21 protein-coding genes are annotated in these 25,908 nt (G+C 37.9%); 19 read left to right on the forward strand and 2 right to left on the reverse strand.

Features of this window, described 5'->3' with window-relative positions; all coding sequences use genetic code 11:
• Positions 1-2 precede the first annotated feature (2 nt).
• The 3 genes from rpsI to tsf all read left to right on the forward strand — a co-directional run bounded on the left by rpsI (position 3) and on the right by tsf (position 2,558).
• Positions 3-389, forward strand: a complete 387-nt coding sequence (gene rpsI, locus ACYIAR_RS10935) for a 30S ribosomal protein S9 (RefSeq protein ID WP_480329594.1) — start codon at positions 3-5, stop codon at positions 387-389.
• 195 nt (positions 390-584) lie between these two features.
• On the forward strand, positions 585-1,424 hold the full coding sequence (gene rpsB, locus ACYIAR_RS10940; protein WP_480329595.1) for a 30S ribosomal protein S2: 840 nt from the start codon (positions 585-587) through the stop codon (positions 1,422-1,424).
• A 147-nt stretch (positions 1,425-1,571) separates the two neighbouring features.
• Positions 1,572-2,558, forward strand: a complete 987-nt coding sequence (tsf, locus tag ACYIAR_RS10945; RefSeq protein ID WP_480329596.1) for a translation elongation factor Ts — start codon at positions 1,572-1,574, stop codon at positions 2,556-2,558.
• A gap of 67 nt (positions 2,559-2,625) precedes the next feature.
• Here tsf and glsB read toward each other — a convergent pair whose 3' ends face one another.
• Together glsB and glsA are read right to left on the reverse strand one after the other, a co-directional pair.
• Positions 2,626-3,588: a glycine N(alpha)-acyltransferase GlsB gene (gene glsB, locus ACYIAR_RS10950; protein ID WP_480329597.1), complete on the reverse strand. Its 963-nt coding sequence runs from the start codon at positions 3,586-3,588 to the stop codon at positions 2,626-2,628.
• Between the two features lie 11 nt (positions 3,589-3,599).
• Entirely contained in the window at positions 3,600-4,427 is an 828-nt protein-coding gene (gene glsA / locus ACYIAR_RS10955; protein WP_480329598.1) for a lyso-glycine lipid O-acyltransferase GlsA, read from the reverse strand.
• Between the two features lie 660 nt (positions 4,428-5,087).
• Here glsA and rsmH point away from each other — a divergent pair.
• From rsmH to ACYIAR_RS11035, 16 genes are all read left to right on the forward strand, one after another.
• Entirely contained in the window at positions 5,088-6,005 is a 918-nt protein-coding gene (gene rsmH / locus ACYIAR_RS10960) for a 16S rRNA (cytosine(1402)-N(4))-methyltransferase RsmH (RefSeq protein WP_480329599.1), read from the forward strand.
• A 41-nt stretch (positions 6,006-6,046) separates the two neighbouring features.
• Positions 6,047-6,379 carry an FtsL-like putative cell division protein gene (locus ACYIAR_RS10965; RefSeq protein WP_480329600.1) on the forward strand — a complete coding sequence of 111 codons (333 nt, stop codon included), beginning with the start codon at positions 6,047-6,049 and terminating at the stop codon, positions 6,377-6,379.
• The gene (locus ACYIAR_RS10970; protein ID WP_480333631.1) at positions 6,379-8,559 is read left to right on the forward strand and encodes a penicillin-binding protein; all 2,181 of its coding nucleotides are present in this window, start codon (positions 6,379-6,381) and stop codon (positions 8,557-8,559) included. The genes ACYIAR_RS10965 and ACYIAR_RS10970 overlap by 1 nt, the downstream gene beginning before the upstream one ends.
• 3 nt (positions 8,560-8,562) lie before the next feature.
• The gene (locus tag ACYIAR_RS10975) at positions 8,563-10,023 is read left to right on the forward strand and encodes a UDP-N-acetylmuramoyl-L-alanyl-D-glutamate--2,6-diaminopimelate ligase (protein WP_480329601.1); all 1,461 of its coding nucleotides are present in this window, start codon (positions 8,563-8,565) and stop codon (positions 10,021-10,023) included.
• A gap of 7 nt (positions 10,024-10,030) precedes the next feature.
• Complete coding sequence (gene mraY, locus ACYIAR_RS10980; protein WP_480329602.1) at positions 10,031-11,290, forward strand: phospho-N-acetylmuramoyl-pentapeptide-transferase; 1,260 nt, start codon at positions 10,031-10,033, stop codon at positions 11,288-11,290.
• Between the two features lie 70 nt (positions 11,291-11,360).
• Positions 11,361-12,695 (forward strand): UDP-N-acetylmuramoyl-L-alanine--D-glutamate ligase, encoded by a 1,335-nt coding sequence (murD, locus tag ACYIAR_RS10985; protein WP_480329603.1) that lies wholly within the window; start codon positions 11,361-11,363, stop codon positions 12,693-12,695.
• A gap of 140 nt (positions 12,696-12,835) precedes the next feature.
• Positions 12,836-14,128, forward strand: a complete 1,293-nt coding sequence (locus tag ACYIAR_RS10990; protein WP_480329604.1) for an FtsW/RodA/SpoVE family cell cycle protein — start codon at positions 12,836-12,838, stop codon at positions 14,126-14,128.
• A 21-nt stretch (positions 14,129-14,149) separates the two neighbouring features.
• Complete coding sequence (murG, locus tag ACYIAR_RS10995) at positions 14,150-15,256, forward strand: undecaprenyldiphospho-muramoylpentapeptide beta-N-acetylglucosaminyltransferase (RefSeq protein ID WP_480329605.1); 1,107 nt, start codon at positions 14,150-14,152, stop codon at positions 15,254-15,256.
• A 35-nt stretch (positions 15,257-15,291) separates the two neighbouring features.
• Positions 15,292-16,677 (forward strand): UDP-N-acetylmuramate--L-alanine ligase, encoded by a 1,386-nt coding sequence (murC, locus tag ACYIAR_RS11000; RefSeq protein WP_480329606.1) that lies wholly within the window; start codon positions 15,292-15,294, stop codon positions 16,675-16,677.
• Complete coding sequence (locus ACYIAR_RS11005) at positions 16,670-17,398, forward strand: cell division protein FtsQ/DivIB (protein ID WP_480329607.1); 729 nt, start codon at positions 16,670-16,672, stop codon at positions 17,396-17,398. Before murC ends, ACYIAR_RS11005 begins: the two co-directional genes overlap by 8 nt.
• 4 nt (positions 17,399-17,402) lie before the next feature.
• Complete coding sequence (ftsA, locus tag ACYIAR_RS11010) at positions 17,403-18,884, forward strand: cell division protein FtsA (RefSeq protein WP_480329608.1); 1,482 nt, start codon at positions 17,403-17,405, stop codon at positions 18,882-18,884.
• Positions 18,885-18,912: 28 nt separating this feature from the next.
• A complete protein-coding gene (gene ftsZ / locus ACYIAR_RS11015) occupies positions 18,913-20,235 on the forward strand; it encodes a cell division protein FtsZ (RefSeq protein WP_480329609.1) in 1,323 nt (440 codons plus the stop codon).
• A 17-nt stretch (positions 20,236-20,252) separates the two neighbouring features.
• Positions 20,253-20,702 carry a GatB/YqeY domain-containing protein gene (locus ACYIAR_RS11020; protein ID WP_480329610.1) on the forward strand — a complete coding sequence of 150 codons (450 nt, stop codon included), beginning with the start codon at positions 20,253-20,255 and terminating at the stop codon, positions 20,700-20,702.
• Positions 20,703-20,797: 95 nt separating this feature from the next.
• On the forward strand, positions 20,798-22,213 hold the full coding sequence (locus tag ACYIAR_RS11025; RefSeq protein ID WP_480329611.1) for a carbon starvation CstA family protein: 1,416 nt from the start codon (positions 20,798-20,800) through the stop codon (positions 22,211-22,213).
• A 179-nt stretch (positions 22,214-22,392) separates the two neighbouring features.
• Positions 22,393-23,376 (forward strand): GSCFA domain-containing protein, encoded by a 984-nt coding sequence (locus ACYIAR_RS11030; RefSeq protein WP_480329612.1) that lies wholly within the window; start codon positions 22,393-22,395, stop codon positions 23,374-23,376.
• 5 nt (positions 23,377-23,381) lie between these two features.
• The gene (locus tag ACYIAR_RS11035; protein ID WP_480329613.1) at positions 23,382-25,847 is read left to right on the forward strand and encodes a bifunctional UDP-N-acetylmuramoyl-tripeptide:D-alanyl-D-alanine ligase/alanine racemase; all 2,466 of its coding nucleotides are present in this window, start codon (positions 23,382-23,384) and stop codon (positions 25,845-25,847) included.
• Positions 25,848-25,908 lie beyond the last annotated feature (61 nt).

A 25,908-nucleotide genomic window follows, 5' to 3' on the forward strand; every position in this document is an offset into this window, starting at 1 on the left:
CAATGGAAGTAGTAAATGCAATAGGAAGACGTAAAGCCGCAGTTGCTCGCGTATTCATCAGCGAAGGAACAGGAAAGATTACAATCAACAACCGCGATCTTGCAAATTACTTTCCTTCATCAATTCTTCAGTTTATTGTAAAGCAGCCGTTAGCAAAATTGAACGTTGCAGAACAGTATGATGTTAAGATCAACTTGGACGGTGGTGGTTTCAAGGGTCAGTCAGAAGCTGCTCGTTTGGCTATCGCTCGTGCATTGGTTAAGATTAATCCGGAAGACAAAGCTGCATTACGTGCAGAAGGCTTCATCACTCGCGATCCTCGCTCTGTTGAACGTAAGAAACCGGGTCGTCCAAAAGCTCGTAAGAGATTCCAGTTCAGTAAACGTTAATTTTGAGTTTGTAAGTTTGTTAGTTTATAAGTTTGTCGGTTTGCCGGCTCAAGAACTTAAAAACTCAAAAACTAAAGAACTGAAAAAGCGTTTAGTATCTAAACTTACAGGATTCATTTTACATGCAGATGTGCAGAATGACTACCTGAAGGTTGTATAAACAAAGAATGTAAACGATTTAAGAAAGAAAAAACAATGTCAAGAGTTAATTTTGATCAATTATTGGAAGCTGGTGTTCACTTCGGACACTTAAAAAGAAAGTGGAACCCTGCTATGGCTCCTTATATCTTCATGGAGCGCAATGGTATTCATATCATTGACCTTTATAAAACAGTTGCTAAAGTAGATGAAGCAGCAGAAGTAATGAAAAACTTGGCTAAACAAGGTAAGAAAGTACTTTTCGTTGCTACTAAAAAACAGGCTAAACAAGTTGTTGCTGATAAGGCTGCATCTGTTGGTATGCCATACGTAATCGAACGTTGGCCGGGTGGTATGTTGACAAACTTCCCTACTATCCGTAAAGCTATCAAGAAGATGGCTACTATCGACAAGATGACAAAAGACGGTACATTTGATAATTTGTCAAAGAGAGAAAAATTACAGATTACTCGCCAGCGCGCTAAGTTGGAAAAGACTTTGGGTTCAATCGCTGATTTGACTCGTCTTCCTTCTGCTTTGTTCGTTGTTGACGTAATGAAAGAACATATCGCAGTTCGTGAAGCTAACCGTTTGGGTATTCCTGTATTCGGTATGGTTGATACAAACTCAGATCCTAGCAACGTTGATTACGTTATCCCAGCTAACGATGACGCTACAAAATCAGTAGAAGTTATCTTGGGTGCTATCTGCGAAGCTATGAACGAAGGTTTGCAGGAACGCAAAGCTGAAAAAGTTGATGCTGAAGCAGCTGGTGAAGGCGAAGCTCCAAAAAGAGAACGTAAAGCTAAAGCTGTAAAGAAAGAACGTACTAAGAAAGAAGACGAAGAAGCTTTGAACGCTAACGTTGCTGGTAAGTACGCTAAAGACGAAGAATAATCAATTGACAGTTGAACATTGACAATTGAAGATTAAATTCAAAATATAATGGACAATTGGCATTGGCAGTCTTTATAATTGTCAATTGTCAATTGTCCATTTTCATTTTAAACCGACTTTAATACTAATAAATAAAAGAATAATATTATGGCTGTAACTATGGCAGATATTACCAAGCTTCGCAAAATGAGTGGAGCTGGTATGATGGACTGTAAGAAGGCTTTGACAGAGTCTAACGGTGACATCGATAAAGCAATGGAAATTATCCGTAAAAAAGGACAGGCTATTGCTGCAAAACGTTCTGATCGCGATGCTTCTGAAGGTTGCGTATTGGCAAAGAAAGATGGTGGTTTCGCTGCTGTTATCGCATTGAAATGTGAAACTGACTTCGTTGCTAAGAACGCTGATTTCGTTGCTTTGACTCAGGCTATCCTTGATGCTGCTGTTGCTAACAAATGTAAGACTTTGGACGAAGTTAAGGCTTTGCCAATGGGTAACGGAACTATTCAGGATGCAGTTGTTGACCGTAGCGGTATCACTGGTGAAAAAATGGAATTGGATGGTTATAGCGTAGTTGAAGGTGCATACGTAACTACTTACAACCATATGAACAAAAACCAGTTGTGTACTATCGCTGCATTTAACAAAGAATCTGCTGCTGCTCACAACGTAGCTATGCAGATTGCAGCTATGAACCCAATCGCAATCGATGAAGCTGGCGTTCCTGAATCAGTTAAAGAATCAGAAATCCAGGTTGCTATCGAAAAGACTAAAGCTGAACAGGTTCAGAAAGCTGTTGAAGCTGCTTTGAAGAAAGCTGGTATCAATCCTGCTCACGTTGACAGCGAAGATCATATGGAAAGCAACATGGCTAAAGGCTGGATTACAGCTGAAGACGTTGCTAAAGCTAAAGAAATCATCGCTACAGTTTCTGCTGAAAAAGCAGCTAACTTGCCACAGGCTATGATTGAAAATATCGCTAAAGGTCGCTTGAGCAAGTTCTTGAAAGAAGTTTGCTTGTTGAACCAGGAAGATATCATGGACGGTAAGAAGACTGTAAGAGAAACAATGAAGGAAGCTGATCCTGAATTGCAGATCTTGTCTTTCAAACGTTTGACTTTGCGTGCTGAATAATATTAAATATTCTGCTAATAAAAAATCCAACTAACATTAGTTAGTTGGATTTTTTTTGTTTCTATATTTATGCATTTTTCAGAATATCTGGACTTCCACATTCCTCTTTCAAGAATGTTTCGATGTGCCTTTTTTTCTTTTCCTCCAGAATTTCATCAATCTTGATTAATATTCCTGTTTCCTCTACTTCTCCGAACTCGTGATTGATTGCTGTGCCAAACACTTTCATTTTTGGAGAAAGACTCATATACGCATTTACAAGTGGCGGAACATTTATGCCTAATTTTCTCACCTCCTGATTCAGTATTTTGTAATCATCCTTGAAATCATTGTTACAGAACAAATCTTTCATCAAATCTTCATTAGTGTCAGTTTGCAATGGATATATTGGTGAAACAAGAGATTCCTCGTCCGGAAAATGTTTTTTCAGAAAATAGAGAATCATGTTTCTTGCTTCGGTATTATATGTATTATACATCGTAACTTTACCAAAGAAATATTGCAAAGTTGGATTTACTACCGGCAATGCTCCAAGTCCGTCCCATAAATTGTCAAGGACAAACAAACCTTTGCTACTGTTGCGTGTCGCCTGATATTCCAATGCAACAAATGAGCGACCTAATTCAACGGTATAAGGCAGATACTCTTTTATGAATTTCTGTGAGAAATTGAAAAGATGTGATGTAGCAAGTACAGGTTTGCCATCTTTGTCAAATCTGATATCAGAACCACAGAGGAAACGATAACCGCCAAGTATTTGCTCATCATCCGGATTCCATACGATAAGCTGTCTGTAAGCATCCGGCATCGTGTCAAATTCGTCTATGTCAACAGCTTCTCCTGTTCCTCCTCCATAGAATCTGAAAGCGGCTTCGCGCAGTCTTCCAATCTCTTGCATAACATTGGGTGAGTCTTGGGCTGTAATGATATAGATTTCATTGTTCGACTTATTCGTCCGTCGAAGCATTTTTTCCTTGGTAAGCTCTTGTTTAAGCAAATTTCTGTCAACAGGTGAAATAATGTCTTTCATATGCGAATTTATTATTTTGCTTTGAGATTATACACAATATTCCTTACTTCCTTTGCCCATTCGTCGGCTTTCCTTGTTTTGTCAAAAGTTTGCCATGGAATCGGCTTGCCAAAGTAAACATTAAACACTTTCTGCTTACTGCAGAACATCTCATCAGGAAGATAAATCATGGCAACATTGAATTTGATGCCTACAAATTTCCTGAGTTTGTCAATATTATAGAAGAAATTAGAGTTCTTTCCTTCGAAAAAAACCGGAACAATATCTCTTTTATATTCTACGGATTTTTGTATAAACGACTTCTTCCACTCCAAATCAGATATAACGCCGTTTTCTTTTCTGGAACATAATCCGGCAGGAAATGTCAGTATTTGTTTGTCCGACGAATACGCATTATCAATCAGTGTCGCATTCCGTTTGCTTTGCGCTCCATGTTTGTTTATCGGAATAAATATTGACTGTAAGTTAGGTATAAATAATAACAAATCATTCACAAGATAGAGAATATTATTGTCGAACTTCTCACCAATTAAAGCCGACAGGCAAATTCCATCCAGTCCTCCCAATGGGTGATTAGATGCAAATATGTAGCGTTTATCAGTTGGTATATTTTCCAAGCCGTTAGGATTTATTGTTATACCGAAATATTTAATAAGCGCTTTCATAAAATCTACACCATCCAGGTCTTTATATTCCCTTAGAATGTAGTTGATTTCATCTTGATGAATAGTGCGCTTCAAATAGTTTATCAGAAATTCCGGAACTTTCTTGGCTGCAGATGGAGCCTTTTTGTACAGAATTTCTTTAATGTCTATTTGAGGAACATTTTCGTTTATCATGTTTTGTTATATATTTTTTGCAAATATATTATATTATAATCAAATGGAGTGTTCAATTGTTCCTTTTTTTGAATATTATGTGCTTTTACTTGAAAAATAGTATGTCAGATGTTTTGCCGAATGATTTTTTTAATTTAATACTATCAGATGTGTTCCATATTGATTGTTAAAACTTTAAAACATAATGATATTGTATTATAAAATCCTTATTTAAAGTTCAGATATATTTCTTGTAAAATCAATAATTACCGTTATAATCTTAAAACTAAGTCTTAGATTATAGAAACTAAGCTTGGGTTTCTAAAAACTTAGATTTAATTTGTATAAACTAAGACTTAGTTTTCAACTTAAATAACTACTTGTAAAACTATAGCGAAAGTATTTGTAGTTTGAGATAAGAGATTCTGTTAGAGAAGTGGCTTATAGATTGGTTTTTCTGGAAATATGCCTGAAACATTTCAATATTAAAAAGCTTGACTTGGTGATAGATTGGATTTTCAGCCGTTCATATAACTTGCGGATAAATACCTGTTGAAAACTTTTTCTTACTTTTCGCCATTTTTGATATGTTCATGTATATGGAAATATGTAACTTTACAATCTAATTGATAGGGATGTAGCTATGTGGCATAATCCGTGTATTAATTTGAACGCTAAGAAATGGAAAATAACGAATTTAATTATCATATACCTGTGTTGCTTGAGGAAAGTCTGGAAGGCATGAATATAGTTCCGGACGGCACTTATGTGGATGTTACTTTCGGCGGAGGCGGTCACTCGCGTGCCATATTGAAACGCCTTGGAGATGATGGTTGCCTTTACGGTTTCGACCAGGATGCGGATGCCGAGAAAAATATACCGGATGACGAACATTTCATTTTTGTCCGTAGCAATTTCAGATACCTGTATAATTTCATGCGCTATCATGGTGAGGTTGGTAATGTTGATGCTGTTTTGGCAGATTTAGGAGTGTCTTCTCATCATTTTGACGATAAAGACCGAGGCTTCTCTTTCAGATTCGACGGAGCTTTGGATATGCGAATGAATACACGTGCGGGCGCAACTGCAGCCGATGTGCTTAATGAATATACCGAAGAAGCTTTGGCTGATTTGTTCTATCTCTATGGAGAGTTGAAAACAGCACGTAAACTTGCTTCGGCTGTTGTTAGATATCGTTCGGAAAAGAAAATTGAGATGATTGCCGATTTGCTTGAAATAGCCAAACCTTTCGTTGGAAAAGACAAGGAAAAGAAAGTGCTTGCGCAAATTTTCCAGGCTCTTCGCATCGAGGTCAACGATGAGATGAGAGCTTTGCGCGAAATGTTGCTGGGCACATTGAAGATTCTTAAACCTGGAGGAAGACTTGTAGTCATCACATATCATTCCTTGGAAGACCGTTTGGTTAAGAATTTCATCAAGACTGGTAATTTTGAAGGAAAAGTGGAGCAGGACTTTTTCGGAAATGTAGCTTCTCCTTTCAAAACAGTGAACAATAAAGTAATTGTTCCGTCAGCGGAAGAAATACAGCGCAATCCGCGTTCACGAAGCGCAAAACTCAGAATTGCGGAGAAATTGTAAAAGCATAAAGAAGTTTGACTCAATATAAAAGAATAAGTAAAATGCCGGAAAATAAAGATTCAAAACATATATCAATTTGGTATATACTTGGTGGTGGTATATTGAAAGAAGACTTTATAGTCAAACATACACGTATGGTTGTGTTGGTTATTTGTTTGATTTTCTTCGCAATAACTAACAGATATACTTGCGACCAGAAGTTGAATGAGATAGACCGTTTGCAACAGCAATTACGTGACGTCAGATTTGAAGCATTGTCTATTTCTTCAGAATTGACCGGCAACAGCCGCCAGTCTCAGGTTGAGTTACTTATCGAAGAACAAGGAATTGATTTGGAAGGAGCGAAAACCCCTCCATATGAACTGTATAAATGATGAAAACTGAAGAAAACGAAATAAAGGACAAACCTAAGGACAATAATAAGAGAATCTGGGTATATTATAATATTGCGATTTTTATCCTGAGCCTTGTTCTGGTAGCTATTATTTGGCGAACATGCACAATTATGTTCGTTGAAAAAAGCCAATGGGAAGAAGTTGCAAAGCATCAGGTGCGTCCGAACCATACAATCAAGCCTGGACGTGGAAATATTTATTCTTGCGACGGGAAGCTGATGGCAACAAGTGTGCCACGATATTATACATATATCGATTTCCGTTCCGGTCCTTTTTTGACAGATACTTTCTTGCATTCCAAATATAACGGAATAGATTCATTGTCAATTTATCTTTCAAGAAAGTTCAAGGATAAGACACCTGCAGGATATAAGGCATACCTTAGAAGAGGTCTTGCTTCAAAAAGCCGACAGTTCCTTTTGGTTGAGCGTAAAGTCTCTTACTACGAACTTAAGGAAATGAAGAAATTCCCGTTCCTGCGCCTGAAGAATAAATATCAGAGTGGTTTTTATTATAGGGAAATGGTTCAGCGTGAGAAACCTTTCGGCTCTTTGGCTTCACGAACTATTGGAGATATTTATGGTGAGATTGATACATCCGGAGTTTCAAGAGGAAAGAATGGCTTGGAGTTGCAATACGATTCTTTGCTCCGTGGTGTTCCTGGAGTAAGTTCAGTTCGTCGAATTGGTGGACGATGGACTAATGTTACGGAAGTTGAACCTATCGACGGTATGGATATTATTTCAACTATCGACATAAATATTCAGGATATAACTGAAAAGTCATTGGTTGATATGTTGAAAAAGATTGATGCCGCTTCGGGAACTGCAGTCGTAATGGAAGTTGCAACCGGAGAAATCAAGGCTATTACCAATATGGCTCGTATCCGTGAAGGAGTTTATGCTGAAACAAAGAACCATGCTGTTGCAGACGAGATAGAGCCGGGTTCAACTTTCAAGGTTGCTTCAATGATGGTAGCGTTGGAAGATGGTGTTTGCCAGCCAGGTGATACGGTTGATACAGGAAATGGTATTTATATGTATCATGGCTCTAGAATGACAGACCATAACAACAACAGAGGCGGATACAAGAAGATTACGGCAGAACAGGCTATCTGGAATTCATCAAATATTGGTGTAGCCAAGATAATATTGAAAGGCTATGAAAATAACCCGACAAAGTTTGTTGAAGGATTGTATCGACTTGGCTTGAATGAGGATTTGCATTTGGAGATTCCTGGTGCCGGAAGAGCTAAAATCCGCCGTCCGGATGATACACTTCGTTATTGGTCAAAAACTACTTTGCCATGGATGTCATTCGGTTATGAAACTCAGATTCCTCCTATTTATACTCTGACATTCTATAATGCCATAGCAAATGGAGGAAAGATGATTCGCCCTATATTCACTAAAAGGATAGTGAATAATGGAAAAGTTGTGAAAAGCTTTTCAACAGAAGTTGTCCGTGAATCTATATGCTCGGAAAGGACGTTGGAAATAATCAAGAGCATGTTGTTGGGAGTTGTTAAGCATGGTACAGGACGTGCGGTTGACTCTGAGGTTATTAATATAGCAGGAAAAACCGGTACGGCACAGATTGCTTCCGGCGGTGTTTACCGAAGAGCAGGACACCAGATTTCGTTTTGCGGATATTTCCCGGCAGAAAAACCTCAATACAGTTGTATTGTAGTTATCCGACAGCCAAGAATCGGTTATCCTTCCGGCGGTGTAATGTCCGGTGGTGTTGTGAGAGCAATTGCTGAGAAGATATATGCAAGCCATACTATTAATAATGTAGAAGAAATTGCTCGAGATTCAATGGCTGTGTTATATCCTTCAGTTAAATCTGGAGATTTGAATGCTCTTTCAACAGTTCTTGAAGAGTTGGATATTGATTTGGATACCGACAGTCTGACTCAACAGCAATGGGTAAAAGTAAATAGTAATCCAGACGCTAACACTTTGGTGGCTGAAGATATAAATATAAAAGACGAATTGGTTCCTAATGTTGTTGGAATGGGAGCCAAAGACGCTATTTATCTTATGGAATCAAAAGGTTTGCGCGTACATATAAATGGTATGGGCAGAGTTGCGTCACAAAGTATTTTACCTGGAAGACGAATAGTGAAAGGACAAACAATTTCTTTAATACTGAGATAAATTATGAAACTTGAAGATTTAGTTAAGGCATTAAAAATATATGTTCTGCATGGAAATGCAGAAGTTGAAGTAGCAGGTGTTCAGTCTGATTCAAGGAAAGTTGCTGAAGGTGATATGTTCGTAGCAGTTCGCGGAACAGTTTCTGACGGACATGCATATATAGAGAAAGCAGTAAACCAGGGCGCTTCAGTTGTTGTTTGTGAGGAAATACCTGACGGTATGGAGTCTGAATGTAATTTTGTTGTAGTCCCTGATTCGGCAGAAGCTTTGGGTTTGCTTATCTCGCAGTGGTATGATAATCCTTCACGCAAGCTTAAACTTGTTGGAGTTACCGGAACAAATGGAAAGACAACAATTGCTACGGTGCTTTACAATATGTTTCGTGTAATGGGTCATAAGGTTGGACTTATATCAACAGTATGTAACTATATTGATGACAAGCCAATACCGACTGAACATACTACACCTGATGCCATAACATTGCATTCATTGATGGCGCAAATGGTTGAAGCCGGATGTGAGTATGCATTTATGGAAGTCAGTTCACATTCTATTGACCAAAAGCGAATAAGCGGATTGGATTTCAATGGCGGTATTTTTACTAATTTGACAAGAGACCATTTGGACTATCATAAGACTGTTGAGAACTATTTGAAAGCTAAGAAGAAATTCTTTGATGACCTTCCACCATATGCTTTTGCTCTTACAAATGCAGATGACAAATCAGGAATGGTTATGCTTCAGAACACAGCTGCTCGTAAATTGTCTTATTCATTAAGGTCGATGGCAGACTTCAAGGCAAAAATTATTGAAGCTCATTTCGAAGGAACAGAATTGTTGATTGACAATAAAGAGGTGTTCGTGAATTTCGTAGGCCGTTTCAATGCATATAATTTATTGGCAGTTTATGGTGCTGCAGTATCATTGGGCAAGTCGCCGGACGAAATTCTGTTGGTGTTGAGTTCGCTTCATCCGGTATCAGGACGATTTGAAACAATTCGCTCTCCGAAAGGTTATACGGCAATAGTTGATTATGCACATACTCCGGATGCTTTGACTAATGTGTTGAACAGTATTCACGAAGTATTGGAAGGTTCCGGCAGAATAATCACAGTTGTTGGATGTGGCGGAAACAGAGATAAAGGCAAACGTCCGATAATGGCGAAAGAAGCTGTGAAACTTAGTGACCAGGTTATATTAACGTCAGACAATCCAAGATTTGAGAAACCTGAAGATATTATTAATGATATGCTTGAAGGCTTGAATTCGGAGGATAAAGAGAAAACAGTTTGTATTACCGACAGAGCACAGGCTATAAAGACAGCTGCAATGTTGGCAAACAAAGGAGACGTAATTCTTGTTGCAGGAAAAGGACATGAAGATTATCAGGAAGTGGCAGGAGTAAAACATCATTTTGATGACAGAGAAAAATTAAGAGAAATATTTTTAACACAGCAAGCTTAAGTGAGAAATGTTATACTACTTATTTAATTATTTGGATCAATTGGATTTTCCGGGTGCCGGAATGTTCAAATATGTTTCGTTCAGATCAGGTTTGGCATTGATTTTGTCCTTGTTTATTGCAACAGCTATTGGCAGGAGAATAATCGACAAACTGCAATATTTGCAGATAGGCGAAACTGTAAGAAATCTTGGTCTTGAAGGACAGATGAGCAAGAAAGGCACTCCGACTATGGGTGGAATAATTATCATTATAGCAATATTGGTCCCGACAATACTTTTCGCTAAGCTAACGAATATTTATCTGCTATTGATGATTATAACAACTGTTTGGCTTGGAGCATTGGGCTTTGCCGACGACTATATAAAAGTGTTCAAGAAAAACAAAGAAGGAATGCATGGCCGTTTCAAGATTATAGGTCAGGTTGGTCTTGGACTGATTGTCGGCTTGGTTTTGTTCTTGAGTCCAGATGTTGTGATTCGAGAAAATATAGAAGTCCGAAAGGGTGAGATGTTGCAAGAAGTAAAATTTCATCCGCAAGAAACCAAATCAACAAAAACAACTATACCTTTTATGAAAAACAACAATTTCGATTATGCGAAATTAGTTGAGTTTGCCGGTGATTATAAGGAAGAAGCTGCATGGGTAGTTTTTGTTTTGATGGTGATATTTGTAGTAACTGCGGTTTCTAACGGAGCAAATCTTACTGATGGCCTTGACGGATTGGCTGCTGGTTCTTCGGCGATAATTGGTATAGCCTTGGGTATATTGGCATATATGTCGTCGCACGTTGAGTTTGCTTCCTTCCTGAATATAATGTTTATACCGGGAGCTGAAGAACTTGTGGTGTTTGCTTCTGCATTCATCGGTGCTACTGTAGGATTCCTTTGGTATAATGCATATCCTGCACAGGTATTCATGGGTGATACCGGAAGCTTGACATTGGGCGGTATTATTGCAGTTTTTGCGATAATCATCCGTAAAGAATTGCTGATACCTATATTATGTGGAATATTCCTTGCAGAGAGTCTTTCAGTAATGATGCAGGTATTTTACTTTAAATATACCAAAAAGAAATATGGCGAAGGAAGGAGAATATTTAAGATGACTCCTTTGCACCATCATTTCCAGAAGGCTGGTAATATGGGAATACAGGCAATTATACAAAAACCACTGAATGTGGTTCCGGAATCAAAGATAGTTGTTCGATTCTGGTTGATAGGTATAATTCTGGCTGTTATTACTATTGTTACATTAAAGATGAGATAGAAACAGAGTATAACTTTAGTTCTGTGTTGATAACCTTTTATGGTTTGCGGAACATAAATATATAATTAAGATGAAACGTATAGTTATTTTAGGAGCTGGTGAAAGCGGTTGTGGAGCTGCTGTTTTGGCTAAGGCTAAAGGATTTGAGGTGTTTGTATCAGACAGTTCTTCAATTAAACCTAAATATAAGGAAATGCTGGATTCTCATAAAATAGAATGGGAGGAAGGTTTGCACACTGAGGAAAAAATCTTGAATGCTGATGAGATAATCAAAAGCCCGGGAATACCGGATAAAGCTCCTATAATAAAGAAAATAAAGGAACAGAACATACATATTATTTCTGAAATCGAATTTGCCGGTCGTTATTCTGATTCAAAGATGATATGTATCACTGGAAGTAACGGAAAGACAACAACAACAATGCTTACATATCATATTCTGAAACAAGCCGGAGTAGATGTAGGATTGGCCGGAAATGTTGGAAACAGCCTGGCATTGCAGGTTGCCGAAGATCCTCATTCAGTATATGTTATTGAATTGAGCAGCTTCCAGTTGGACAATATGTATGATTTCAAGGCTGATATTGCAATATTGTTGAATATCACTCCTGATCATCTGGACAGATATAATTATGAAATGCAGAATTATATTGATGCTAAGTTCCGCATAATTCAGAACCAGACAGAAAAGGATGCATTTATATATTGGAACAGCGATCCGATTATCCGGAAAGAAATTGAAAAGCATAATCCGAAAGCTACACTTTATCCTTTTGACGAATCATACAGCGAAGGTGTAAAAGGATATGTTGACAATAAGCAAATAAAAATAGAAACAATAAACGGGGAATTTACCATGGATCAAGAACTTTTAGCGTTGACAGGAACACACAATCTGTATAATTCTTTGGCAGCAAGTATTGCTTCTAAAATTATGGATATACACAACGAGCAGATAAGAGCTTCTCTGAGTGATTTTGCCGGTGTGGAACATCGTTTGGAAAAGGTGGCCAGAGTTCGTGGTGTAGATTATATAAACGATTCAAAGGCTACAAATGTAAATTCATGCTGGTATGCTTTGCAAAGTATGACAACTCCTGTTGTATTGATTTTGGGAGGAACTGATAAGGGTAATGATTATACTGAAATACAGCAATTGGTAGAATCAAAAGTTCATAGCCTGATATTTTTAGGTGTGGATAATGCCAAGCTGCATAAATTCTTTGATTCAATGGGTAAGAATATTGCGGATGCCCGTTCAATGAAAGAAGCTGTTGATTTGGCTTATCAGATGGCTAAGAAAGGTGATACAGTTCTGTTGTCTCCTTGCTGTGCAAGTTTCGACTTGTTTAACAGCTATGAGGATCGTGGCCGTCAGTTTAAGGAATGTGTCCGTAATCTTTAATGTCGCATTTGGTTTTGTCCTTGTTTGTGCGTTTAGCCTATGGTGTTGTCTGCCAAATTGGTCAATATAAATGAATCTTGTATTGCCGGTTCATGGATAAACGTAATTGTTTTTATTGAATAAGGAAGGAGAACAATAATATGGTAGAGTTATTCAAACGATTATTTAAAGGAGACCGAGTAATATGGATTGTTTTCTTTTTGCTATGTCTGTATTCATTGGTTTTTGTTTATAGTGCGACAAGTACTATAGCCTATAAAAGCGCAAGTATTATAAGTCCAATCGTTCGTCATGCTGCTTTTTTAGGAGCGGGGCTTGTCGGTATATTAGTGTTTCATAATATACCATATGGTAAATTTAAATGGTTGGGCATTGCTTTACCTTTTGTATTTATACTTCTTCTTATAACATTGAAGTGGGGAGTTGAGATAAATGGAGAACGTCGTTGGTTGGAAATTTTTGGCATTCAGTTTCAACCTTCGGAAATAGCAAAACTTTCATTGATCAGCTTCATTGCTTTACTTTTAAGTAAGCGGGATATATTGACTGATAAACAGATATTTTGGACTATACTGACTGGTGCTGGTTTGATTTGTGGAGCTATTTTCCCTACAAACGGTTCTACAGCGTTGTTGTTATTTGGGTTTACAATAATAATGATGACAATAGGACAAGTATCATTTAAACGTATATCTAAGTTATGTATATCATTGGGAGCAGCATTGATGTTATTCGTAATGTTCTTGAAATTTGCTCCGGATAGCTTGGTTAACAGTCGTTTTTTTCCTGATAGATTTGTGACCTGGAAATCCCGAATAGAAAAATTCTCCTCAGACGAACCTATGGTGGAAGAGAATGGAAAGATTAAGGATGAGTATTTCCAGGTAGTGCATTCACAAATTGCCATCGCAAAAGGTGGCGTTTTTGGTAAAGGTCCCGGATATGGCGATCAGAGAGATGTTCTTCCCCAGGCATTTTCTGATTTTATTTATTCGATAATACTTGAGGAAGGAGGTCTTATATTAGGAGTGTTCCTTTTGTTCTTGTATCTGGTCCTTTTGGTTAGAGTTGGGATGATAGCTAATAAATGTAAGAGTCTTTTCCCTAAGTTTCTTGTAATTGGATGCGGATTGCTATTGGGGCTTCAGGCTATTATTAATCTAGCAGTAGCTGTGCATCTTATACCGGTGACAGGACAACCTCTTCCGTTGATAAGTCGTGGAGGAACATCAACGGTTATTAGTTGTGTTTATATAGGAATAATACTTAGTGTAAGCCGATTTGCCGCAAATATGGGAAATGAGGTAGATGATTTCCCTGAAGAGGAAAAGAAAGACGAAGAAAATGTATTGCCAATAACAATTTCGGAAGAAGATGTGGCTAATTGGGTTCCTGACGTATCGGACGATAATTTGGCAAAACAGAGGAATTAATATTGATAAAATAGAACTAAGATGAAACAATATAGATTTATAATAAGTGGTGGGGGAACAGGAGGTCATATTTTCCCGGCAATATCAATAGCCAATACATTGAGAAGCCGTTTCCCTGAATGTGAAATTCTTTTTGTTGGAGCAGAAGATAGAATGGAGATGGAAAAAGTACCTGCAGCAGGTTATGAAATAAAAGGTTTGCCTGTATGCGGATTCAACCGTTCATCTTTGTTGAAGAATATCCGAGTCTTAAAGCAGCTTTTTGTCAGCTTGGGACAAGCCAAGAATATTATAAATGAGTTTAAGCCTGATATTGTTATCGGTGTGGGAGGTTATGCAAGTGGACCAACATTATGGAGTGCTGCCTCTCTTGGTATACCGACATTGATACAGGAACAGAATTCATACGCAGGAGTTACAAATAAGCTGTTGTCTAAAAAAGCAGACAGAATATGTGTAGCATATGATGGTATGGAAAAGTTCTTCCCAAAGGAAAAGATTGTTTTGACAGGAAACCCTGTCAGGAAAGACTTGGAATTTGAGGAAGGAAAAAGAGAAGAAGCATTGAAGTTCTTCGGACTTTCACCTGAAAAGAAAACCATATTGGTTGTTGGAGGAAGTTTGGGCGCAAGAACTATTAATCATAGTATACAAGGCGGTTTGGATAAATTATTTGCTTCGGATGTTCAGGTAATATGGCAGACTGGACGTTATTATCACGAAGATGCAATCCGCCATCTAAAGGCATATTTGGGAATACCGGTTTGGTGTTCTGATTTTATTTCCAGAATGGATTATGCTTATTCAGCTGCAGATTTGGTAATATCCCGAGCTGGGGCAGGAACAATTTCCGAACTTTGCGTTTTGAAGAAGCCGGTAATACTTGTTCCTTCACCAAATGTGGCAGAAGACCATCAGACAAAGAATGCCCAGGCATTGGTGAACAAGGAAGCTGCAATTATGATTTCAGATGCTGATTCACGTTCGCAACTAGTTGAAAAAGCACTTGAGGTTGTGAATGATGATATGTTATTGCAGAAGCTTAGCGATAATATCTCTAAAATGGCATTTCATAATAGTGCTGATAGAATAGTTGATGAAATTGTAAGTATTATAGAACGAAAATAACTTTTGTTATTTGTCTTATATAAGAAAGAACAAATATGAATATAGAAACAATTAAATCAGTATATTTCGTTGGAGCTGGTGGTATCGGAATGAGTGCCTTGGTTCGTTATTTCCTGTCAAAAGGTAAAAATGTTGCCGGCTATGATAAAACTCCTTCTGATTTAACCGAAACTCTTATAAAAGAAGGAGCAGACATACATTATGACGATAATATATGTCTGATACCGGACTATTGCAAGGACAAGGAATCTACACTTGTTGTTTTTACTCCTGCAATTCCTAATACTCATAGTGAGCTTTCATATTTCAGAAACAATGGATTTGAAATTATGAAGAGAGCACAAGTTCTTGGTATTATTACTAAGAGCTCAAGAGGATTATGTGTTGCCGGAACTCACGGAAAGACTACAACATCTTCGATGTTGGCTCATTTGCTCAAACAGTCGCATGTTGATTGTAATGCCTTCCTTGGTGGAATATTGAAGAATTACAATAGCAATCTGATGCTCTCGGATAAAAGCGACTTGACTGTTGTTGAAGCTGATGAATATGACCGTTCTTTTCATTGGCTGAGTCCGTATATGGCTGTCATCACGGCTGTTGACCCAGACCATTTGGATATATACGGAACAGAAGATGCGTATAGAGAAAGTTTCGAACATTTTACTTCTCTTATAAGGCCGGGTGGAGTTTTGCTCTTGAAAAAAGGAGTAAACATCAAACCACGTTTGAATGAAAATGTACGGATGTATACATATTCGGCTTCTGATGGCGGCGATTTCCATGCAAAAAATATCAGGATTGGAAATGGCGAAATAATATTTGACTTTTATGGTCCGGAAGTTGAAATTAAAGATGTATCTTTAGGCGTTCCAGTTAAGATAAACATAGAGAATGGTGTAGCAGCGATGGCTTTGGCTTTTCTTAACGGTGTCACAGAGGAAGAAATCCGTAAAGGTATGGCTTCTTTTGAAGGTCCGGCACGTCGTTTTGATTTCCATTTGAAAAAGGATGATATAGTATTACTAGACGATTATGCTCATCATCCGGCAGAATTAAAAGCAAGTATTGTCTCAGTTAAAGAACTTTATGCCGGTAAAAGAATAACAGGCATATTTCAGCCGCATCTTTATTCGAGAACGCGTGATTTTGCATCAGATTTTGCATCTAGTTTGTCTTTGTTGGACGAGCTTGTTTTATTGGATATATATCCTGCAAGGGAAGAGCCTATTCCGGGAGTAACATCTGAAATTATATTCAAAGATGTCACAATATCTGATAAACATTTGATAAAAAAAGAGGAATTACTTGATTATATCAAGTCTAATTTATCGACATTTGAAGTTGTAGTAATGCTTGGTGCCGGTAATATTGACAGATTGATTGAGCCTGTTAAACAAATTTTGGAGAATCGTGGTTAGAACATTATCTATAGTGCTTGCAACTATTCTTTGTGGATATATATTAGTTGTTTCCTTATTGCTTACTCATAAATCGCATGATGCTGTTTGTGAGGATGTCTTGTTTGTTGTACGTGACAGTTTGGACAAACATTTCATCAATGAAGCAGATTTGGGAGGAATATTGCGACGTGAAGGTGTGAAAATACTTAACGAGCCTATTGATGAAATAAATACTGAACAGATAGAAAATGTTCTGCGTAAGAATGATATGATAGCAGATGTTCAGGTTTATAAGACTCCATCAAATAAGATTAAAATGGAAGTGGAGCAGAAAATGCCTATTTTAAGGGTGATAACTCCAACCAAATCTTATTATATCGACAATAAAGGTAGTTCAATGGCCTTAAGCCGTAGATATGTTGCTTTGGTTCCGGTAGCAAGTGGTGCTATTGAAAAAGAGTTTGCAATGACAGATTTATACAAATTTGCATTATTTTTGCAAGAAGATGAATTCTGGAATAATCAAATAGAGCAGATATTTGTTCATCCGGATGGCGATGTTGAACTAATACCAAGAGTTGGAAAGCATAGAATTTTACTAGGCTCTTTCTCGGACTTTCGGGAGAAACTTGATAATTTAATGTTGTTTTATCAACAGGCAATTCCTAAAGTTGGATGGGAAAAGTATAGTATTATAAATTTAAAATATAAAAACCAGATTGTTTGTACAAAAAGATAATAATATGATATACACGGACTTTATAGCAGCTATTGACCTTGGGACATCTCATATTGTCGGAATGGTCGGGACTAAGAACGAATCAGGTGCATTGACTAACATTATATACGAATTGGAGAAATCCGATATGTGTATGAGGAGAGGATGTGTATATAATGTTGAGGATACAGCATATAAAATAACAGCCTTGCTTCGGAAGCTTGAAAATAAACTAGGCGGGGCAAAAATATCAAAAGTATATATTGGTATTGGTGGTTATTCTCTTCATTCTGTTGAACACGTCGTATCAAAAGTTCTTGGTACGGAAACTGAAATAACTGAAAGCGTGTTGAGGAGTTTGGATGAGGAATGTTTAACTTACAAACCTTCAAAAATTGATGTTTTTGCTATAGCTGCTCCTGTGTATTATTTGGATGGAAAGGAAGATATTAATCCTATAGGTGTTACTTGTTCAAGAATTGAGGCAAGATATAAGCTTATAGTAGGACGTCCTTTGTTGCGTTCTTCTATTGAAAAGAATCTTGCTGCAAGAATAAAGTGCGAAATCCCAGCAATAATTGTTTCTCCATTGGCTTTGGGTGATTTCGTCTTGACAGAGCAGGAGAAAAGACAGGGCTGCATCTTGATTGATTTCGGTGCAGGAGTTACTTCTGTTTCTGCATATAAGAACGGTAAACTACAGATGCTTTATGTTTTGCCTTTCGGTAGCAATCTGATAACTCGTGATATCAAGAGCTTGAATGTTTCTGAACAGGAAGCAGAGCGTTTGAAGAGAGCTTATGGTAGTGCCATCATAGAAAAAGATTCAGAACAACAGGTAATCGAGATAAGCAGAACTGACAAAGTTGGTTTGAGTGAAATCAAACTTATTGACTTGAATGAAATCGTTGAGGCTCGTTCAAGAGAGATAATTGAGAATGTTTATGCTCGTTTGGCTGATGCTGGTATAACAAAAGAATCAAATTATAAGGTTGTCATTTCCGGAGGTGGTTCTGCTTTGAAGAATATGCGTGAAGCGTTGAGCAATCGTCTGAATATGGAAGTGCGTTATGCTTCAGCTCGTCGTGACTTGGTTGACTCAAAGGATATGATTGTCAACAATACAGAATATACTCTTGCCGCAGCTTTGTTGTTGCAGGGTAAAGAAAACTGTATGCAGAAGCCTGCCGAGCCGGAACATAAGATTATTCCAACAATTATAAGCAAACCTGTTGAAAAGAAAGTTCCTGAAGTTAAGGAAGTGGAGAAACCTGAACCTCAGGTTGTAGTCCCTAAGCCTGAAGTTATAGTGGAAGAAAAGCCTAGAGTTTCTGTTGAGGATGCTAATGTCCAGAAACAAACAGTAACTGAGACTGAGAAGCAAAATAATTCAACAGAGAGCAATAATAATAAAAAGTCTCAAAAGAAAAGTCATTTCGGTGGACTCTTCTCAGGCTTTAAGGATATGTTCGACAAAATGACGAATGTTGATGATAAAGATTATTAATCAGTATAATACATAAAATACTAGTATCATGGATAATGAAATACTAAATTTTGGAGTTCCTTCATACTCGCAGACTTTGATTAAAGTTATTGGAGTTGGTGGCGGTGGTGGTAATGCCGTTACTAATATGTATAAAGAAGGTATTGATAATGTTTCTTTTGTTTTATGTAATACTGATAATCAAGCATTGCATAAGTCTGAAGTACCAAATAAATTGCTTATTGGCCGTAACACAACCAGCGGACTTGGTTCGGGAAACGTTCCTGAAAGAGGTATGAAAGCCGCTATGGAAAGTGAAGGTGACATCCGTTCTATGCTTAACGATGGAACTAAGATGGCATTTATCACTGCCGGTATGGGCGGAGGTACAGGTACAGGTGCCGGACCTATCGTAGCTAAGATTTCTAAGGAAATGGGAATATTGACTGTGGGTATTGTTACTATCCCGTTCCTTTTCGAAGGTCGTCCTAAGATTGTAAAGGCAGTTAAGGGTGTAAAAGAAATGGCGCAGAATGTAGATGCTCTGTTGGTAATAAACAATGAGCGTTTGCGCGAGCTTTATTCTGAAGAAAGAATGAGTGTTCCTCAGGCTTATAAGAAGGCTGACGAAACATTGACAGTTGCGGCTAAAAGTATTGCAGAAATCATTACTACAGATTTAGAGCAGAATGTCGACTTTGCCGATGTTGACTTTACTATGCGCAATAGTGGTGTAGCTTTGATAAGTGTTGGTTATGCTGAAGGTGAAAGACGTTTGCAGCGTGCTATCGATGAAGCCTTGAGAAGTACATTAGTAAACGATATAGATAATATATTCAATGCCCAGCGAGTTGCCTTCGTTATTTATTATAGTCATGAAGATGCTTTGAGAATTGATGAAATGGATGATATCCATAATTTCATGGCAAGATTCAACACTGAATACGAAGTTAAATGGGGACATGGATTTGATGATTCTCTCGGTTCAAAGATAAAGATTACTATTCTTGTTACCGGTTTTGGTTTGGAAGATGTATTGTCAGACCAGCAGCAGTCTATTGGCTCGGAAGAGGAACGTCGTGCTGCCGCAGAGCGTGAACGTGCTCTACAGAAACAGAAAGAAGAGGAAAACAATCTTATCAGCCGTTATTATAAAGGTTATATGTCTTTCCGCCCTCGTGCCGAAGTTGTGGTGCTTTCATCAAAGGAACTGGAAGACGATGACGATACATTTATAAATTTCCTTGAGAATACACCAACTTATAAACGAAACAGCAGAGACGTTATGCAGTTCCGCCGTGTGCCTACATCTGGCAACGATAATAATGGTGGTTCATCTTCTTCAGGAAATAAAGCAGTGATTAGTTTTTAATAATAAAATTCTATAATATGGATTTGTTTGAAAAGGTCAGTGAAGACATTAAAAACGCAATGAAAGCGAAAGACAAAGTAGCTTTGGAAACTTTGAGAAACGTAAAAAAAGTTTTTCTGGAAGCAAAAACTGCTCCGGGTGCAAATGATACACTTTCTGATGCTGATGCATTGAAGTTGATTCAGAAACTTGTAAAACAGGGAAAAGATTCTGCTTCTATTTATGTTGGTCAGGGACGTCAGGATTTGGCTGATGCCGAATTGGCTCAGGTAGCTGTTTTGGAAAAATATTTGCCACAGCAGATAAGTGCTGAGGAGCTTGAAAACGAATTGAAGAACATTATTGCACAGGTAGGCGCAGCCGGACCTAAAGATATGGGTAAAGTTATGGGTGTAGCTTCAAAGGCTTTGGCAGGTCGTGCTGAAGGTCGTGCAATTTCAGAAACAGTAAAGCGTCTTTTGGCTTAAATGATTATAATATAACAATAAAGCCATGCCATTATGCCCCTTGAGAGTAATAATTGAAAAGCATATTGGCATGGCAATTTTTTTATAGTAGAAATATGATAACATTCTCACTTTGTTTGCTTACTCTAATCCTGGGATATTTCTTTTATGGAAAGTTCCTGGAAAGAATGATGAAACTTGACCCTTCACGCAAGACTCCTGCATTCCTCAAACAGGATGGCGTTGATTATATACCAATGCCAACGTGGAAAATATTTATGATTCAGTTTCTGAATATTGCCGGACTTGGTCCTATATTCGGTGCGATAATGGGTGCAAAATTCGGAACTGCATCGTTTTTATGGATTGTTTTGGGAAGTATATTTGCCGGAGCAGTTCATGATTTCATAGCCGGTGTTTTGTCTCTTCGTCATGACGGTGAAAGTTTGCCGGAAATTATAGGACGTTTCCTTGGAAATAACTTCAAGCAGTTTATGCGTGGTTTCACTGTTGTTCTGATGGTTCTGGTCGGTGTCGTATTTGTTGCCGGACCAGCCGGCTTGCTTGCAAGTCTAACTCCGGAACATCTGGATACTTTCTTTTGGATAATTGTTGTTTTCCTTTATTATATATTGGCAACACTTCTTCCTGTTGATAAAATTATCGGAAAAGTTTATCCATTGTTTGCGATAGCTTTGTTGTTTATGGCAGTCGGCATTTTGGTGATGCTTTTTGTTAATAATCCAGATTTGCCTGAGATAACAGATGGATTGACAAATACACATCCTGAAGGATTACCAATTTTCCCTATAATGTTTGTCAGCATTGCCTGTGGAGCTATTTCCGGTTTCCATGCCACTCAAAGTCCGTTGATGGCTCGTTGTCTTACTAACGAGAAGCACGCTTATCCCGTATTCTACGGAGCAATGATTACTGAAGGTATTGTTGCTTTGATTTGGGCAGCAGCTGCTACATATTTCTTCGGAGAAAATGGAATGGAAGAAAGCAATGCTGCAGTTGTTGTTGACAGCATAACAAAGAACTGGTTGGGAACTGTCGGAGGTATATTGGCAATCTTAGGTGTCATTGCTGCTCCTATTACTTCCGGTGACACAGCTTTCCGTTCGGCTAGATTGATCGTTGCCGATTTCCTTAATCTGGAGCAGAAAAGTATATCCAAGAGATTGCTAATATCAATCCCAATGTTTATTATAGCTATTGCTTTGTTGATGTATTCTCTGAAAGACAAGAATGGCTTTGATATGATTTGGAGATATTTTGCATGGTGTAATCAGACTTTGGCAGTATTTACATTGTGGGCTTTGACTGTTTATCTGACTAAGGAAAAGCTTTGTTATTGGGTGACTCTCATCCCGGCATTGTTTATGACTGCTGTTTGTTCTACTTATATTTTGGTTGCTCCCGAAGGTTTCGGCATCAATTATGAGGTTGGATTGATTATAGGTCTTTTGGCTGTTGTCGTCAGTGCATTTATTTTCTTTGCCTGGAAACGTCGTCAGTCTGTTTGCTGAAATATCTGATTTTATAGAATAAGTAATAATAATTCTATACTTAAATAATAGAATTTACATATTTGATTCCCTATAAAAAACACTGCGATGTTTTCGAAAAAACATCGCAGTGTTTCGTTTGAAACATAGTAGTGTTTTTGGGGAAACATCACAGTGTTTTTATAGCAATAATATTTATAATGGATTTCTTTACGAAAATAACTTTCCCTGAAGTAAAACGGAAATATGATTATACTGACAGATTTCTGTTGTTAGGTTCTTGCTTTGCAGAAAATATCGGTAAGCAACTTGCGTATTCAAAGTTCTCCATAGATATAAATCCGTTTGGCATACAGTATAATCCTTCTTCCATTAGCCGTGCGTTAAGGCTGCTTCTCAATGGCAAACCTTTTTCTGTGTCAGATTTGTTCTGCGAAAAAGGTATATATTATAGCTTTATGCATCATGGAAGTTTCTCGGCAGATACGGAAAACGGATGTCTTGAGCTTATAAACTCACGTTTTGTGAAAGCGGCAGAAAGAATCAGAACTGCGTCCGTTCTGGTGGTTACGTTAGGAACAGCATGGGTTTATAAACTGAAGAGTACGGGAGAAATAGTATCAAATTGCCACAAAATGCCGGAAAAGATGTTTGTCCGTGAACGCTTGAATGTGGACGAAATTGTTGAGGATTGGTCCTTATTGCTGAATGATTTGTTTTCTGTAAATCCGGGAATGAATGTTTTGTTTACGGTCAGCCCAATACGCCATTGGAAAGACGGGGCTCACGAAAACCAGCTGAGTAAGGCAACCTTGCTTTTAGCCGTTGATGAATTGAAAAGGAAATTTGTTGGTAAAATAGATTATTTCCCATCTTACGAAATAGTGATGGACGAACTTCGTGATTACAGGTTTTATGCCGATGACATGATTCATCCGTCGCCACTGGCTGTAAATTATATTTGGGAAAAGTTCTGTGAGTATTATATCACGCCTCAGTCAAAAGAGGTAATGAAAGAAATCGAAGAAATACGGAAAGCCATTGCCCACCGTCCTTTCAGGCCGGAGAGCGAAGCTTATCGCCAATTTATGTTTCAAACTTTGTTAAAGATTGATGGAATTAGAGAGAAATTTCCTTACTTTGATTTCACAGAAGAGAAAATGTTTGTAGAATCTAAACTGTAATAAAGATGGAGTATTCGATAAAACAGGTGGCAGAAATTATAAATGCGAGACCAAGTGAGTGGCATGATGATAATATAAGTATTTTGCTTACTGATAGTCGCCGGTTATCTTTCCCGGAATCCAGCTTGTTTTTTGCATTGAAAACTAAGACTAATGATGGTCATAGATATATAAAAGAATTATATAATCTGAGAGTCAGAAACTTTGTGGTGAGTGAAAATCTTCCGGAGTTTTCAACAATGCCTGATGCTAATTTCCTTTATGTGAAAGATACACTTCGGGCATTGCAGAAGCTGGTGACTTTCCATCGCAAGCAATTCTCCATTCCTGTTATAGGAATTACTGGCAGTAACGGCAAAACAATAGTTAAGGAATTTCTTTATCAGTTGTTGAGAAATGAGTTTAATATAGTCCGTTCGCCACGAAGCTACAACTCGCAGCTTGGTGTTCCTCTTTCGGTATGGGCAATGAACGAGAAACATACATTAGGAATATTTGAGGCAGGAATTTCCCAACCGGACGAAATGGATAATTTGCAGCCGATAATAGCTCCGACTATTGGTGTTATCACAAGCATTGACGAAGCCCATCAGGAGAATTTCGTCTCAATGAACCAGAAATGCCTCGAGAAGTTGTCTTTGTTTTCCGAATGTGAAGCTATTATTTATGACGGCGACAATATGTTGATTGCAAACGCCATCGAAGCATCTTGTCTTTCTCATAAGGCTATAATATGGAGCAGAACCGACACTGACGCTCCTTTATATATTGAATCTATAGAAAAACATAAGACAGAAACTGTAATCAGATGTACTCAGTTGGGATTTGACCGGGTTTATGTTATTCCGTTTACAGATGATGCTTCGATTGAGAACGTAATACATTGTATCGCCATAATGCTTTATCTCAAGCCGACAAGCGTCAATGACACAGAGAAATTCCGTCATCTGGAACCGGTTGCAATGCGTCTCGAAGTCAAAGATGGAATAAACAACTGTTCTCTTATAAATGATACATATAATTCAGATATCAATTCTTTGGATATAGCATTGGACTTCCTGCAAAGCCGTAAAGTTGGAAAGAATATGAAATCGACTTTGATTCTTTCTGACATTCTTCAGTCGGGAACATTGCCTAAATCTCTTTATAAGAAAGTCGCTGATTTGATAGAGAGGAAAAAGGTGGACCGTCTTATTGGTATTGGAAGAGACTTGAAAGAATATGAATCCATCTTTACTTTGGAGAAGGAATTTTATAAGACAACAGATGAATTCCTTGCTTCTTTTTCGGAAGATAATTTCAGGGATGAGATAATTCTTATAAAAGGTTCACGTCATTTCTGTTTTGAGAAAATATCAGAATGCCTGGAAAAGAAAGTGCATGAAACTATCCTTGAGGTTAATCTGGATGCTGTTGTTCATAACTATAATTTCTACAGGTCAAAACTTAAGCCGGAAACCAAGATGGTTTGTATGGTGAAGGCTTCGGCTTATGGCGCAGGCTCATTTGAGTTGGCAAAGACATTGCAGGAACATCGTTGTGATTATCTTGCCGTTGCCGTTGCTGACGAAGGCGCTGATTTGCGTAAGGAAGGAATAACAATTCCTATAATGGTGATGAATCCGGAATTCAGCAGTTTCAACGTAATGTTCTCGAATAATCTTGAACCGGAAGTTTACAGTTTCCGTTTGCTGGACGCAATGATTAAGGAAACCGAACGTCGTGGCATAACATCATATCCTATACATATTAAGATTGATACAGGAATGCATCGCTTGGGCTTCAGACCGGAAGATGTTCCGGAAATATGCAAGCGATTGTCATTGCAGACCGGAGTTCAGGTTCGTTCAATATTCTCTCATCTTGCAGGAAGTGACTCTCCGGAGTTTGATGATTTCACACTTTCACAAATTGAGAAATTCCAGAAAGCTGCCGCTGAATTGGAATCTCTTTTGGATTATAAAGTAATAAAACATATTCTAAACTCTGCAGGTATTGAGCGTTTCCCGCAATATCAGATGGATATGGTGCGTTTGGGAATCGGATTGTATGGAGTAAGTGCTTCGGGAATCAAGGGATTGAGAAACGTAAGTACTCTTAAGACGACTATATTGCAGATACAGGAAGTTCCAAAAGGGGATTCTATAGGATATAGCCGCAGGACATTTGTTGACAGAGACTCAAGGATTGCAATTATTCCTATCGGTTATGCTGATGGTATGGATAGACATTTCAGTAACCGTAACGGGGAGGTCTTGGTTAATGGAAAGCGTTGTCCGATTGTTGGAAACATATGTATGGATGCTTGTATGATTGATGTTACAGATGTAGATGCCAAGGAAGGCGACAAGGTTGTAGTCTTTGATGACGAGTTGTCGGTCAGCGAACTTTCGGAACGTCTGAAAACAATTCCTTATGAGATAATGACATCTGTTTCTCCAAGGGTAAAACGGATATATTATAGGGAATAATTTAATAAAGTTGCATAACTAGCAGATTTATTGTATTTTTGCGCCGTAAAATATAAAGGTA

This window comes from Parabacteroides sp. KHUB-01 (genome assembly GCF_056640935.1).

Coding starts and splice junctions, on each gene's coding strand:
- rpsI (WP_480329594.1), top strand. CDS start 3: ATGGAAGTAGTAAATGCAATAGGAAGACGTAAAGCCGCAGTTGCTCGC.
- rpsB (WP_480329595.1), top strand. CDS start 585: ATGTCAAGAGTTAATTTTGATCAATTATTGGAAGCTGGTGTTCACTTC.
- tsf (WP_480329596.1), top strand. CDS start 1,572: ATGGCTGTAACTATGGCAGATATTACCAAGCTTCGCAAAATGAGTGGA.
- glsB (WP_480329597.1), bottom strand. CDS start 3,588: ATGAAAGACATTATTTCACCTGTTGACAGAAATTTGCTTAAACAAGAG.
- glsA (WP_480329598.1), bottom strand. CDS start 4,427: ATGATAAACGAAAATGTTCCTCAAATAGACATTAAAGAAATTCTGTAC.
- rsmH (WP_480329599.1), top strand. CDS start 5,088: ATGGAAAATAACGAATTTAATTATCATATACCTGTGTTGCTTGAGGAA.
- ACYIAR_RS10965 (WP_480329600.1), top strand. CDS start 6,047: ATGCCGGAAAATAAAGATTCAAAACATATATCAATTTGGTATATACTT.
- ACYIAR_RS10970 (WP_480333631.1), top strand. CDS start 6,379: ATGAAAACTGAAGAAAACGAAATAAAGGACAAACCTAAGGACAATAAT.
- ACYIAR_RS10975 (WP_480329601.1), top strand. CDS start 8,563: ATGAAACTTGAAGATTTAGTTAAGGCATTAAAAATATATGTTCTGCAT.
- mraY (WP_480329602.1), top strand. CDS start 10,031: ATGTTATACTACTTATTTAATTATTTGGATCAATTGGATTTTCCGGGT.
- murD (WP_480329603.1), top strand. CDS start 11,361: ATGAAACGTATAGTTATTTTAGGAGCTGGTGAAAGCGGTTGTGGAGCT.
- ACYIAR_RS10990 (WP_480329604.1), top strand. CDS start 12,836: ATGGTAGAGTTATTCAAACGATTATTTAAAGGAGACCGAGTAATATGG.
- murG (WP_480329605.1), top strand. CDS start 14,150: ATGAAACAATATAGATTTATAATAAGTGGTGGGGGAACAGGAGGTCAT.
- murC (WP_480329606.1), top strand. CDS start 15,292: ATGAATATAGAAACAATTAAATCAGTATATTTCGTTGGAGCTGGTGGT.
- ftsA (WP_480329608.1), top strand. CDS start 17,403: ATGATATACACGGACTTTATAGCAGCTATTGACCTTGGGACATCTCAT.
- ftsZ (WP_480329609.1), top strand. CDS start 18,913: ATGGATAATGAAATACTAAATTTTGGAGTTCCTTCATACTCGCAGACT.
- ACYIAR_RS11020 (WP_480329610.1), top strand. CDS start 20,253: ATGGATTTGTTTGAAAAGGTCAGTGAAGACATTAAAAACGCAATGAAA.
- ACYIAR_RS11025 (WP_480329611.1), top strand. CDS start 20,798: ATGATAACATTCTCACTTTGTTTGCTTACTCTAATCCTGGGATATTTC.
- ACYIAR_RS11030 (WP_480329612.1), top strand. CDS start 22,393: ATGGATTTCTTTACGAAAATAACTTTCCCTGAAGTAAAACGGAAATAT.
- ACYIAR_RS11035 (WP_480329613.1), top strand. CDS start 23,382: ATGGAGTATTCGATAAAACAGGTGGCAGAAATTATAAATGCGAGACCA.